Origin of the sequence: Edwardsiella piscicida (assembly GCF_001896205.1) — a bacterium.
In the GTDB taxonomy this organism is placed as follows: Bacteria; Pseudomonadota; Gammaproteobacteria; order Enterobacterales; family Enterobacteriaceae; genus Edwardsiella; species Edwardsiella piscicida.
The window spans coordinates 2,321,685-2,335,545 of record NZ_MPNU01000001.1; the positions used below are offsets into that span (position 1 = coordinate 2,321,685).

11 protein-coding genes are annotated in these 13,861 nt (G+C 51.6%); all 11 read right to left on the reverse strand.

The window, feature by feature from the left end:
- Positions 1-3: 3 nt before the first annotated feature.
- A complete protein-coding gene (locus tag BRD58_RS10660; protein ID WP_015461680.1) occupies positions 4-270 on the reverse strand; it encodes a PAAR domain-containing protein in 267 nt (88 codons plus the stop codon).
- A gap of 30 nt (positions 271-300) precedes the next feature.
- Entirely contained in the window at positions 301-951 is a 651-nt protein-coding gene (locus tag BRD58_RS10665) for a hypothetical protein (protein WP_015461681.1), read from the reverse strand.
- A gap of 103 nt (positions 952-1,054) precedes the next feature.
- Positions 1,055-1,645 carry a hypothetical protein gene (locus BRD58_RS17935; RefSeq protein WP_133175641.1) on the reverse strand — a complete coding sequence of 197 codons (591 nt, stop codon included), beginning with the start codon at positions 1,643-1,645 and terminating at the stop codon, positions 1,055-1,057.
- A 123-nt stretch (positions 1,646-1,768) separates the two neighbouring features.
- Positions 1,769-2,644 (reverse strand): formylglycine-generating enzyme family protein, encoded by an 876-nt coding sequence (locus BRD58_RS10670; protein ID WP_071840969.1) that lies wholly within the window; start codon positions 2,642-2,644, stop codon positions 1,769-1,771.
- Positions 2,645-2,655: 11 nt separating this feature from the next.
- Positions 2,656-4,911: a hypothetical protein gene (locus BRD58_RS17740; RefSeq protein ID WP_078057741.1), complete on the reverse strand. Its 2,256-nt coding sequence runs from the start codon at positions 4,909-4,911 to the stop codon at positions 2,656-2,658.
- A gap of 16 nt (positions 4,912-4,927) precedes the next feature.
- The gene (locus tag BRD58_RS10680; RefSeq protein ID WP_015461684.1) at positions 4,928-7,444 is read right to left on the reverse strand and encodes a type VI secretion system Vgr family protein; all 2,517 of its coding nucleotides are present in this window, start codon (positions 7,442-7,444) and stop codon (positions 4,928-4,930) included.
- Between the two features lie 304 nt (positions 7,445-7,748).
- Positions 7,749-8,216, reverse strand: coding sequence for a putative T6SS immunity periplasmic lipoprotein (locus tag BRD58_RS10685; RefSeq protein ID WP_078057742.1), 468 nt, complete (start codon positions 8,214-8,216; stop codon positions 7,749-7,751).
- Positions 8,210-8,782, reverse strand: coding sequence for a hypothetical protein (locus BRD58_RS10690; RefSeq protein WP_015461686.1), 573 nt, complete (start codon positions 8,780-8,782; stop codon positions 8,210-8,212). Before BRD58_RS10690 ends, BRD58_RS10685 begins: the two co-directional genes overlap by 7 nt.
- Positions 8,769-11,444 (reverse strand): type VI secretion system ATPase TssH, encoded by a 2,676-nt coding sequence (gene tssH / locus BRD58_RS10695; RefSeq protein WP_073382884.1) that lies wholly within the window; start codon positions 11,442-11,444, stop codon positions 8,769-8,771. The genes BRD58_RS10690 and tssH overlap by 14 nt, the downstream gene beginning before the upstream one ends.
- Before the next feature lie 172 nt (positions 11,445-11,616).
- A complete protein-coding gene (gene hcp, locus BRD58_RS10700) occupies positions 11,617-12,108 on the reverse strand; it encodes a type VI secretion system effector Hcp (RefSeq protein WP_015461688.1) in 492 nt (163 codons plus the stop codon).
- A 5-nt stretch (positions 12,109-12,113) separates the two neighbouring features.
- Positions 12,114-13,859, reverse strand: a complete 1,746-nt coding sequence (locus BRD58_RS10705) for an OmpA family protein (protein ID WP_162274055.1) — start codon at positions 13,857-13,859, stop codon at positions 12,114-12,116.
- Between the last annotated feature and the right edge of the window lie 2 nt (positions 13,860-13,861).

Sequence of the window (13,861 nt, forward strand, 5' to 3'; positions counted from 1 at the left end):
TAATTATCCTACAACACAATCCGGTGCGCTGGATATCAGCTGACAACCACATTCACAGCGGCAACCATCCACAGCAATCGCTTTACCGTCTGAAGACCATTCAGGCGAACCTTCAATAATGGTATTAACACCATGCCCTTCTTTCGGACAGCTAACTTTATCTCCGATCAGAGCAACCTTTTTACCATTAACAATCATGGTCGAGGATGCTGAAAGCACCTGCCCCCCATGGGTAGTTTGATCACCGAGTAATACGAATCCTTTGGACATGACAATCTTCCTTTTGCTATAAAAAAGTAATTAATTGACTGGCTGTACATTTTCAATAACCATCCAGAAAACCAGAGTCGGATCTTTCTCTGCCGATATCTTCACAAATTGCTGAGATTCAATAGTTCTTATTTCCTGAACAATGGCATCAACACCAGTTCTTGCCGAGCCACAGTTCTTTTCGTCAGGAGAGTTATTCAAATCCTTACAAACCATATAATCACCCAGCACTTTCACAGCACTGCCTTTCTTTGGGCTGGATAGTTTAGGTTCTACAAACGGATAAGCAACATCACCATGCGAAACCGTAACCGCACCATTCATTTCACCTTTAACCTCAAAGGAAGTGATATTAAAACCACCAGAAAGATCTATTTTTATTAAATCTCCCTTATCTGTAGTCACGGAATAAAAGTAGTCATCACCGACTGGGTATTGTACAGTTTCTAATCCTGCATCGTACTTATTAAAAAGCTGCTGATAGTTATCATTGCTGTTTTCAGAGTTATTTTCTGATGTGGCATTTGCCGTGTAAGCATACCATGTAGGCTTTGCTCTCCCCTCAAGAAGCATTGCGATTTTACGCTCACCATCAACTATATAAAATTGTTTTACTTTATATTTAACACCATTCAAATACGGCAGTATAATTTTATTAACAACACCGTTCCTCATATTCATTGACAATATCGCAGAAAATCCACACCCCTCATTATATTAAACAGACGCACTGGTGTATAAAGCATCTCCATTATCAGAAAGAGAGGCAAAGTCGCCAAGTGATTTAAGTGAATAATTTATGTTTTTTTAGAAAATGGGCCACTGTCAGCTTATTACCCTTCGTGCTCTTTGATAAAAGAGAAAAGTGCTTATCAAAAAGAGCAATAGTTACATTATTTTTATCGTCAAAGAAAACTCGGTGAGCTTTATCTGAGGCATTGCTTGCTGCCCCGGAAAACATGATTCTAGATACAGGGGCGTCAATGCTGTAAGAATAAAAACCATTCCCGTCAGTAAAGATACAATGGCTATCACTTGAAGAAATGATAACATCATTCATGGGTGCAACGTTGGAGTACACATCTCTCGGTCGAAACTGTATTCTCTTAACCCCGGACTTAACGTCAGCAGCCCATAGATAATGACTTGCTCCACCTATCCCACCCCAGATAACCCCGGTAGTCGCATTAAAATCCATGCCACCTGATAAATTGTATCCAATTAGCATTCGTTCTTTAACATCTGGACCGTTCCACAAGTACAGATTGAGGTTCTTAATATCTCTAACAAGATAATACTGGTTACTCGCAAGAGAATTTAATGAAAAAAGCAATGAGCAAAAAACAACAAGAACTTTAGGGAATGTTAATTTCATACATAAATCCATTTTATCTAGTCGTTAACCACATACCGAAAAACATAGGTAGGCAGAATCCCATCTTTATCATAATTGAAAACGGATACGTTTTGAAATTAGGCCTGAGCACTGAAAAAGTGGTTACTTATTAATCACACAACGAAAAACACCATCGTCATAATCATGATCGTCTTCTGATTTTTGACTTGGTGGTGAAGATTGCCTGAACATCGTTAACGCATATTGGTCATCCCCACCTACAGCTCCGCGCTGAACTTTCCTTTCTCCTTTCGTTGGTCCCCGTGGATCTTTCATTGGAGAATACGAATAATAATCTGATGCATACCAGTCATTCGTCCATTCCTTTCCACTTAATCCCATATCATAAAGCCCCAATGGATTTGGGGGGTATTTACCAATTGGGTATATTGGTAAATATAACCCACCAGTAAACTTTTGCAATGCATCATATGTTGGATAGTTGCTGCCACGCTCTAACTTTCCATTATCGGTTGCAAAAGGTAAATACTTACCCTCTGAGCGAGCTGCATACTCCCATTGAGCTTCTGTCGGTAAATCTATTTCTTTCCCTGACTGCGCCCCTAGCCATATACAATAATCCTTTGCTCGCTGCCAGGTAACACTCGCAGAGTAATCATCACTCAGAAGCAACGGAGAGTTCTTGGAAAGAATGTCAACAAGCGGGGAGGGTGTGCCTGTCACTTCCAGATATATTTTATAGTCGGCATTTGTGACCTTATATTTTGAGATCATAAAGCTTCCAAGAACGACCTTATGAAGTACTTTATCGTCTTGTTGAATACTAAAAGGTAATTTCTCCCCAACCAACGGTCCAAAGTCTCCCATCAGAAAATCACCGCCATTAACACTCACCATGTTTGCAATTGATTTATCAATAAGCTTATTGGCTAATTCTGATTTTTTTGATGAACCATCACAAGCAACAATTGTGAAAACAAGGAGCAACAATGTTTTTTCTACATTTCTATTTTTCATTACTACCTGCCTTATGCCATTTGAGTATTAACATTGTGACAATCATTAATCAATGCAATATATTGTTTCATTTCGTCATGAGGAATTGGTCTAAAAGGTTCATCTGAGTCAACTGTGTCAGGAAGCCTTTCATAGAGAGTATGGATATTTTGTTCGTATTGCGTGGAGTAACTCCCCATCAATCCGAACTCCGTCATTCCTAAAAAACTCAACAATGCCTTTTCATTAACTTCTGCACTACCCTTTCCTTCTGCCGGTATAGCAGTCATGTGTTGCATAACATTATTATAATCTGCTTTACTCTGCACCCATTTGAAGCAATACATTATTGCTGTTTTCCTTAACTGCATCACCCCCCATTTACTAGTGTCCTTTTTTTGGTTTCTTTGATCTATAACATCCAAGGCGTTAAAATTCATTAATTGTGATATTATAGAGCCTTTTGTTTCTGGTGGAGTATATTTCAACTGATCAGGGTTATCTATAATATTCTTCATCAATACAACCCTTTTTTCTTCATTATCCAGTGCGTTATCAAGCTGTTTCAAGACACCTTGAATATCGCTTTTAATGCTCTTAAACATATCGATTCCCACTTGAATCCCTTCGGCAGCTAATATTATTGGTATCGCGCATAACGACTGAAAGGTATCTGGCGGCATCATTTTTTCAAGCTTCTGGTAGTCAACATTCCTGAGCATATACATAAAACTCTTCATAAATGCAGAAAATGAATTACCGTCAACTTCAAAGCCTAAAGACCCCTTGGCACCAACACCCCAGCAAAGTGCTGCCTTACAATAAATTCTGAAGCGACTGTTAATATACGTCACGTAAAAAACTGCGGATCCGCCAGCTCCAGCCTGAGCAGTTACACCAAGAGACAGTTTGGCAATCGCTGTGAATTTTTTCTCTTTAGCAAAAATTTTCTTGTTACTATCGTGAGCGATTTGCTTGTCGACATCAGGATACGGATCAAACCATTCAATAGCACCGCTGACATTGCCACCCGCCTGAACGCCAGCAAAAGCGCCAATTTCTTCACCAGCCTGAGCATCCGGCAGTGGAATGGCCAAATTAATCTTCCTCTGACCTGGAGGTGGCGGAGGTGCAAGTTTCGCAGGGCTTCCCTTAATCCCATAGCCCTTTGCCATTTCTCCACTAAAATCAGCTTCCACACCCAGCTCAATCCCCAGGCTTGCCCCGACATTACCGGACAACACCGCATTAATCGTGTAGCGGATAGCACCCATGTTACAGACATCACCCGCTAACCCCGCAGATGCTTTGGCAGGAAACAACAATGCAATACCAAGTCGATCGGGAATAAATAGTTCAGTCGATGCTTTCGCCTCACCCAGTGCAAAACTTGAGTGGCCTTCCATCTTTGCGGAGGCTTTCTTTTCTAAAGGGTTAAATTCAGCAGACAGTCCGGCCCCCTGGCTATAGCGCATCAACTGTGCCTGTGCGCTGATGTCGACGTACTGATGATAAGTAGACTCATCGTCAGGCTTATCATTTTCTTTGGGCCAGGTAAGCCCTTTATTCATTTTTTTTGCCCAGTCAGTAAGCGCAACATTGCTATCTTCTAATAGCTCATCTTCAAACTTAAGGCTTACTGATGCTTCTTTTAATTGTTTTATTAACTCTTCGGCATCAATCTTTCCCGATCGAACTGTTTTTTTTGTTTCATTCCCATTAGCATCGACACCCGTAACTTCTTTATCTGTATATTTAATGAAGCTGGCCTCACCGCTTTCCTTATCTACCTCACTAAGTTTGTACTTCCGCCAGTGGCTGCGAATTTTATCGGAGCGAACATAAGTACTCTTAAACCCGGCAGTCTTCTGGAGAGGAATCAACTCAATAAGGCCTATCGCTGAACCCTTGGAGTTCTCATCAAGCAGTTCCCCCTCGGGAATCTTTGCAGTCAGCGTTTTAAGCTCTGCCTTTAATTGTTCGTTAGCGTCATTGAGTTGTTGATAGGTGATCTGAAGTTTGCTGTCATAAGTACGCTGCGGTTGCTTGCCTGCCTGAGTCAACATTTCGAAATTGAGTTCATCCAATGCAATTTGCGCTCTCTTCTGATTTTCCAGCAACGCTGTCATTTTTAGCTGTTCCTGTATGAGGAAGCGGTTATCTTTTACATCAACGCAAAGTAGCGTTGCACTGCCCGGGTGAAAATAAACCTGAGGACCATGTTCTCCGTTGACGACAGTATTTTTACTCACGTTATCCAGGCTACTTTGCTGTGTACCTTTAGTCATTTTCTAACTCCCTGAGTTAGCCACCGAGTAGTTCAATATTGATTTTGCTTTTTGCCACACCGAATATTTCAGCTGTCTTACCTTCACTGTCAGTACGCCCTTCATAAACAGAACCATCAGCAGTGGTTATCCGATATCGCGTATTAGCCAGGATATCGCCAGACTCCTTATCCTGTGCAATAAAGTTCTCACTATATCCTTGCGGAAGTTCCGGTTTAGGTGCGTCATAGTCCGCACTTCCCATTTTCTGAACGTTGGCACATTTCAGTAGAATATTTCCTGGAGCACCGAACTCCATATCTCCTCCCGCCAGCTTTATAAATGCACCGTCACAGTTAACAACCAGCTCTGTTGCCCCTGTGATGACTACTTTGCCTTCCACACTGGTCACCGTGACGTCTTTTTTTGCAATAGCCTCAATCGCATCATCCTGAGCCTGGATTTCTACTTTGCCCTTCGCCGCAAAAAGCTTCATCCCGGCCTTTCGGGCCAGCATACTCACAGCTTCACCCGCTGCCACAGTAAAACGCTTAAGCGCGCTGATGTCTGTATTCTGCTGGGACATAATCCCGACGCTTGCACTCCCCGATGCCATACGAACCGCCTGTGGGCTAGTGATGCTCACACCTTCAGGCGCATTCAGCACCATTCCAGGCTGGACAAGGTCTTTCAGGGCATCTGTCAGATTAACCTGGCTCTGAATATCTGCTGGCAATGCGTCTGCCGTTTCGGCAGCATCAGAAAGGCTTCTGGCAATACTTAATGCATTTTCCAGTTGAGATATCGCTTCCCGCATGGACAGCATCTTATCGCTGGCAAACGGCTGTTTATCAGCGGTGATGAACACTCCGGCACCACCCCGGATGGACACATACCGATCGGTACGTAACTCCGCACCCTCGCCGCGCGGTTCGCGGGCAGCATCAACGTTGTGCCCTAAATTCAGCTGCGTTTTTCCCCCGTACTCTGTACTGAGCTTGACGTGCTCCTCGCCGCGCTTGTCCTCCATCCGCAGCTTGTTCAGGCCAGCGGTGCGGATAACGTTACGCGTGCTGTTGGCCTCAGTGACGTGGTCAACGTGGCGGGAGTCGTGCATCGCATGGGCGATATACGGACGATCGGGGTCGCCTTCATGGAACGCAATCGCGACCTCAGTGCCCTGTATCAGCGGGAAGTGGAAGCCGTATTTATCACCGCCGTAAGGCTTGGCAAAGCGCACCGGCATACTTTCCATGCCCTGGCGTTTATCATCGCGGTCTGCATCAAACTTCACCCGGTACATGCCGGAGGCATCCTGCCAGGCATAGATATCGTTATCTTTGGCGCTGGTTACGCGCGCCGTCAGGGTGCCGCTGACCACTGGGCGCTTTTTAGCGGCAGGACGCCAGCAGCGGTTCTCGTAGTACGGCATCGCTACCCATGCCACTTTCAGGGCATTCTTACGGCTGGCGTAGTAACCAGTGCGGATGATAACAACACCGTTCTCCGTTTCCCGGGGCAGTGTTGGCGGGATAGCCATGTCGGTAATAGTCACTACCTGCGCCGGGCCGAGGGTGTGGTCGGTGCTGCTGCCAGTCACCGTGGTCTGGGTAGACAGGAAACGTTCATGCTCCAGACGCGCCCAGAAGTTACCGGTTTCCGCCGTCGGCGTGATTTTGTCGCCACGCTCAAGATGACGTGGCAGGTAGTGATAGACCTCACCGTAGGTAACACCGTCACCGTCGCCGCGGGTCATGTCCGCCGGTACCGAGGTCAGGACATTCTGGGCTTCACGGTGATTGTAATCACTGGCGGTGACAGAGCGCTCCACCACGCTCTGTCGGACGTGCACATCCCACACCGAGTCGACCCCATTGTCACTCATTCCCGATGGGCTGCTGAGCGGCAGTTTTTTACCGAACGTCCATGCGCTCTGTTTATCCGCGAAATGCACCACTTCGGTCTGGGTGTCGGGCTGCAGGGTAAAGAAATAGAAAATCCCCACTTCGGCCAGCAGGCGTTCAATAAACGCGAGGTCATTTTCCTTGTACTGGTTAATCTGTTCACGCTTTGGATAGTCGGCTTTGAGGGTGAACTCATACTCCCAGCCTTTGAGCCCATGCTCCATGAGCACCTCTGCCACCACTTCCGGGACCGACTTATTGACAAAAAAGCGGTGAGTTCGGAATTGCTTGCGCAGCAAAGACAGGAACGGCTCAATAATAATCTGGTACGTCGCCTGGTCACGAGAGCCACTGATACGCTTAAAATGCGTCACCACGCCATGCACCACTTTCTGCCCGGTCAGCCCCATCAGTGGCCCGGTTCCCATAGTCAGCGTGGCAGGCTTAGTCAACAACTGCGCTGAACTGATATTCTGATCGCTGCTGGTAAAGATAACTTCGTAGTAGTAGAGCTCACTCATGAACTCCTTACCGTTAAACTCTTCCACATCCAGTGAGGCTGTGCAGGACGGAATATCTAGACGGTAGCGATTAAGTCCGCCTTCAGTTAGCGCAGACAGGGGGTTCTTAAGCGTATCTGTCAGACTCATGATTATTGACTCCATGGGATAACCTGCAGTCCATTACTTTTCTTACCGACGGGCAAGTAACAGGTTTAATCGGGGTACTCAGCGAGTACGAAAAAGCGTGATTACGGCTCCAGCCCCGATGGCTCCGACGAGGGTTTTCATCGCAAAACGGTCATTTCAAAATTGTTCATGCTGTATTCACCGTCGCCACTAATGGGGATAAAGCGCTTAACAAATGTGTAAAAGTATGTATCCGGAAGAAACAGCACTCCCGCCACCACTAAAGTTAAAAAGATAAAAATATTCATGATGTTATGCTAGGGTACTATTCAGAAACTTTAATTGAGCCATAAGGTCTTGAGATTTCGCGATCGGTTAAAGGAAAGTTATATACCTTGGCTTTATTAACACCTACTCCGACAACAAAATTCCGGGATTCATCTTTGTTGCCTGCTGAATGAAGCACGAATTCAACAATGTATTTATTACTATCCATAAAGTGGTAGTAAGACGAAGGAATGCACAATGCACCATCAATAATCTTAAGGCCTGGCGAGAAGTTGAATTTTTTCTCTTTAGGCGGCGTTCCCCGAAGATTGATTCCCATGTCTGCAGGCTGATAATCTCGCGCATCATTAATACTCATGCAAACGTCATTACCCTGCCTGCTTACCTGCGCAGTTTCATCCAAGCTCATTCTGTCGCCAGGCCCCGGACACCCTGTCAGGGCTACCGAAAAAATGCCTAATGAAACGATAAAGATAATTTTTCGAAAATGGCTCACGCTTACCATGGAAAACCTCTCAGGGAATTTTTATACCCTTCGCGTATTTCTGCCTCAGACGTGTCACCATCAAGCGTAATATCGGGATATTTTCCATTTTCAAGGTGCCACCAGATTTCATAGCCAAATGTCTGTAAAACAAAATTATCGGCAATTATCTGCGCCTGCTGTTCCATTGGATAATCGCTTAACAGACGACCATCAAGGGTGTAGCGGTAGCTGACAAGCCAGCTTACAAGCCCTCTTCCAATAACATTCATTCCTTTTTCACGCTGCCAGATATGACTCATTTCGTGAATAAACAGATGTTGAAGCGAATACGTCGATTGTGAAAAATCATCCTGGTACTGATTAATGAAATATATTTCACCATTAGGTGTCATTGCCACATTCTCACCCTGCAATCCAAATGGCAGATAACTGCCATGATGAATTTTCACCATCTCGTAATCGATCCGGTTACCGAATACTGTTCTGGCTAAGGCGATTTCCCCGGTGGTCAGTTTTCTGACAGAATCATCCTCCTGCTTCTTGTCGTCCTTCTTTTTCTTCCCACTGGCATCATGAATGGACATTCCCTACCTCCGGATTAGCTTCAGCCGCGCCTAAAAACTCCAGCCCGATACCCTCTTCCTCACTCCAGCTAAGGCATAGCGACTGAGGTTTCTGTCTGGCCGCCATGTGGGCCAGCAGCTGCTGGCTGAGCACCGGCAGGATCTGTTGATTGAGCAGGCTGTCGACGTTGCGCGCGCCGGTATCCGGCAGCAGGCAGGCGGCGGTCAGCGCGTCGTATAGGCTTTCATCAATCTGCGTGGTCAGGCCGTAGTGGCGGTTGAGGCGCTTGCTGACCTGGTCGAGCTTCATTGCCACGATGCTGCGCATGGCAGGCTCATTCAGCGGCCGGTAGATCACGGTTTGAAAGCGGGCCAGCAGCGCGGGCTGGAAGTGGGCGCGCAGGATCGGGTGCAGCAGCTCATACAGCGCCGCCTCGCTGGCGTCTGGCCGTTCATCGAGCCGCTGCATCAGCGGGTCGCTGCCCAGGTTGGCGGTCATCAGAATGACGGTGTTGCGAAAGTCGATTTCACGCCCCTCGCCGTCGCGCATGACGCCGCGATCGAACACCTGATAGAACAGGCTCATCACGTCGCGGTGCGCCTTTTCCACTTCATCCAGCAGCACCACGCTGTACGGGCGCTTACGCACCGCTTCGGTGAGGATGCCGCCCTGACCGTAGCCGACGTAGCCCGGCGGTGAGCCTTTGAGTTGGGAAACGGTGTGCGGCTCCTGGTATTCGGACAAGTTGATGGTGATCAGCGACTTCTCGCCGCCGTACAGCACATCGGCCAGCGCCAGGGCGGTTTCGGTTTTACCGACGCCGCTGGGCCCCACCAGCAGGAACACCCCCTGCGGGCCGTTTTCCGACGTCAGGCCGGTTTTGGCCGCGCGCAGGCGCTGCGCGATGGCCATCAGGGCGATATCTTGCCCCACCACCCGCTGGCCGATGGCAGCCTCCAGGGTCAGCAGTTCACTCTGCTCGTCTTTCATCAGCGCGGAGAGCGGCACGCCGGTCCAGTCGGCAATCACGTTGGCCACCGCGCGGGGATCGACATCAATCTGGATCAGCCCGTCATCCTGCCGCGCCCGATCCAGCTGCCGCTGCAGCGCACACATGTCGGCCCGCTGACTGATATCTTGACGGCTGGCCATCAGCTGCAGGGCGATCTCTTTTTGCTGTTCAAAGCGTGCCTGCTGCTGCTGCAGGCGGTTTTCCAGCGCGCTCTGCTGCCGGGCGATAGCGCACAGGCGCTCACCCTGTTGGCTGTCGCCGACGGCGGCATCGTCCCGCAGCGCCTGCGCTTCTAATTCCAGCGCCGTCCGCTGCGCGCTCAGGAGAGCGATCGCCTCCGGCACGGTATCCAGGCTCATACGTACGCGGGCGGCGGCGGTGTCCAGCAGATCCACGGCTTTATCCGGCAGCTGACGCCCGGTCAGGTAGCGGCGCGACAGCGTGACGGCGGCGCGCACCGCGGCATCGGTAATGTGCACACCGTGGTGTTCGGCGTAGCGGGACTTCAGGCCGCGCAGCATCAGGCAGGCGGTGTCATCATCCGGTTCGTCCACCAACACCCGCTGGAAACGGCGCTCCAGCGCGGCGTCGCGCTCGAAGTACTGCTTATATTCAGACCAGGTGGTGGCGGCGATAGTGCGCAGCTCACCGCGCGCCAGGGCGGGTTTCAGCAGATTAGCCGCATCCGCGCCGCCGGCCTGGTTACCGGCGCCGATGATGGTGTGCGCTTCGTCGATAAACAGCAGGACAGGCACCGACGACTGCTGCACGGCGTCGATCACGTTTTTCAGGCGCTGTTCAAACTCGCCTTTCACCCCCGCCCCCGCCTGCAACAGGCCGAGGTCAAAGGTGCGCAGGACGACCGGCTTAAGGGCGTCCGGTACGTTGCCCTCGGCGATGCGCAGCGCCAGGCCTTCGACCAGTGCGGTTTTACCCACCCCCGGCTCCCCCACCAGGATTGGGTTGTTCTTACGCCGGCGCGAGAGAATATCGACCATCTGGCGAATTTCGCTGTCACGGCCGAAGACCGGGTCGATGCTACCCGCTTTCGCTTTGGCGGTAACGTCGAGAGTGAACTTATCCAGGGCGCTCCGCAGGGCCGGGCTGAGTTCGCCCGCATTTCTCTGCGCGTCGGCCGGGTGTTCAGCTCCCGCCCTATCCTCAGCGTGACTCTGCGCAAGCGCCGACGCCGGCGGTCTATCCGGGCGTTCGTCCGACTGCGCATCCAGCAGCGGGCGCAGGCGCTCAAGCTGACGCTGGCCCAGGGTCAGCAGCGGCCACAGGCCATCGCAGCGCGCCAGGCTCGGTGTCTCCACCAGCGCCATCAGCAGGTGCACACTGCGGATGCGCTCTTCGCTGTTCAGCGAGGCCAGCAGCCAGGCCTGCTGCATCAGCGTCTGGATAGCGGCGGATAGCTGCGGGCGGCTGCGCACCGAACGCGGCTGTTTATCCAGCCAGGCCAGCAGATCCTGCCACAAGGCATCCATATCCCATTCGTAGCGGCGCGCCAGCACCGTTAGGTCGCCTTCGCCCTGCTCCAGCAGCTTAAGCAGCCAGTGCTCAGGCAGGATCTCCGCATGGCCGCGGGTCTGGCACAGGGAGGCGGCACCTTCCAGCGCACGGGCGCAGTAAGGATGTAGTCGACGTAGCAGGATGGCGGGATTTTCCATGACGTTCTCTCTTTATCGGTTCCGGGACACGCTACCGCCCTTCGCTGTTTCCCGTTCCGGGGACCGAAGCGCATACGGTCGAGCAGGCAGACTGTGGGTTTCTTTGCTGAACGCCCGTTTACGACAGGCACTCAGCAAAAACTGCGGACAGGAAACCCTGTCCGCATCGGGCTTAGGCGGTGGCGCGCTCGTTCCAGGAGTCGGAGTGAATGATGTTGCCGTCTTTGTAGGTCCAGGTGATTTTTTCGTAGCGCAGTTCGATCTGCTCCAGGTGGTTGTGCTTCTCGTAGGCCGGATCCTTGATGTCATGCATCACCGGATTCACTTTCACCACCTTCACGTTTTCCAGTTTGGTGTTGAAGTACTCCACCTCCTGGCCCGCGTCGTTGATTTTGTACCACTTGAACTCCGCGGACTTCAGGGTCTGTCCGGTGGTCACCGCCTTGTACAGGTACGGACTGGCGGAGTCGATTTCCTTGGTGAACAGGAACGGGGTGTGGATACGGGTGCCGGTCAGCTTGCCGGTATTGTTATCGGTCGGGATATACAGGTTATGCTGCTGCGCCACCACCTCGATGCTGCCATCACGATCCTGAACGTCCACGGACCCTTTAATGGCCGCGCCGCCGTCGTCTTTCAGCCACAGATAAACAGGAATTGCCATGAGATTTACTCCATTACAGTGTTATTACCGTCATCATTCTGCGATGACCTGAGGGTGTTGCCCGGTATCTGGCAGGCGTTGGCCTGGGGTACCAGGCTGATTTCGACACGGCGGTTGAGCGCACGCCCCGCCGCGGTGTCATTGGTTGCGATGGGACGGTCCGCTCCATATCCCTGAACCGCAAAACAGCGCTCCGGCACATCGCCGGTATCCCGTATCCAGTTGCGTACGGATTCAGCGCGTTGCTGCGACAGCGTGTAATTCAGTGCGCGGCTGCCGGTGCTGTCGGTGTAGCCACGGACGACGATCAGCCAGCCGTTTTTGGCTCGGATATCGACCAGCGCGTTGACCAGCATTTTGCTGGAGCCCGCTTTCAGCACCGATTTACCGGGATCGAACAGCGACAGGCTGTCAAGGCGAATGGTTTTCGGCGCCGCCGGGATCGTGTGTTCAATAACAGGAGGTGAAGATGAATGCGGAGATAACGGCGGAGGTGGCGCCCAGTCGTTTACTGCCGCCTCCACGACGGGAAGCAGACGCAGCCCCTGATACAGCCCGAGGCGATAGCGCACAGGCTCACCGCGACGCTGCCAGTCGTCCAGCCGTGCGCCATCGGCGCGCAGCCGCTGCTGCGCACGGAGCTTCGGCGCGACGGGTGTGCCGGTAAGATGGTGATATAAGGCAAGATGGTCACCGACATTGCGGATCAAACGCTGGTTGTTTACCCAGGATGCCAGCATCGCCAGCGCCAGGAAAATCCCCCCCAGCAGCCCGGCATAGCGCCAGAACACCATCTGAAGGCTGACACCACGCCGACGCGGCAGCGCCGGCAGCAGAAGCTCAGGCAACGGCAAAGGCGCATCGTTATCCATCGCATCTGGTGGCAGCGCAGTGACAGAGGCGATGTGATGCTGCCAGAGGTTATCGGCACCCCCCTTCACCGGCACCAGACATAGGCCGAATGCACAGGGTTTCATCGTCGGCAAATCACCGTGGCGGGCCGACAACGGGCGGATAACGGTGCGATTCAGCCAGGCGAGCCCACGGTCAAGCCACAGCCCCTGACTCAAGCGGGAAAGGCGCTCGTCCGCCGCCGGATCCCGACCCCAATCGGTCAGAGTCTGATGACCCCGTCCAGGCTGATACACCTGAATACCCGACCGCTGGCTGAGGGTGGTAAACCAGACCGGTCCCATATCTGCACCCGCGGCCGGCGGTGACAGCCACGCCACCACCCACAATGGCGGAAGCCAGCCAAGCGCCACGCGACACTGCGCCACCGCACGCTGCCAGCGGAGCAGATGCTGAGTAAAATCAGCGTCCCGGGTATGACGCTCTGGCAATACGGCCAGCAATACGGAGAGTTGTGGCTCCAGCGCTGGGCGAGCCTGACACAGGTACTGCGCCAGCTCGGGCAACTGATCGGCGTCGTTTACGCGCAGATACCACCCCTGACGCGTCTCACGATGCTGCATCTCCCCAGCGAAAAGCGCGCCGCTATCGCCACAGACCAGAATGACGGATCCCTTAAACGCTTCCGGCGGCAGGCTCTCGTCCACCGTCGCCCTCAGCGCCTGAGTTCGCCGCTGCGATGCCCGCTGCTGACGCCAGAGCATCACACCGCATACCAGAGAGACCAGCAGGCTGAATGCCACACGACTCCCGACCGACAGCGGCCAGAAGCCCAAGATAAGCCACAGTGCCAGTACGCCCGCCAAGGCAGTTAACAGACCTCGGTAAACATCACGCATCC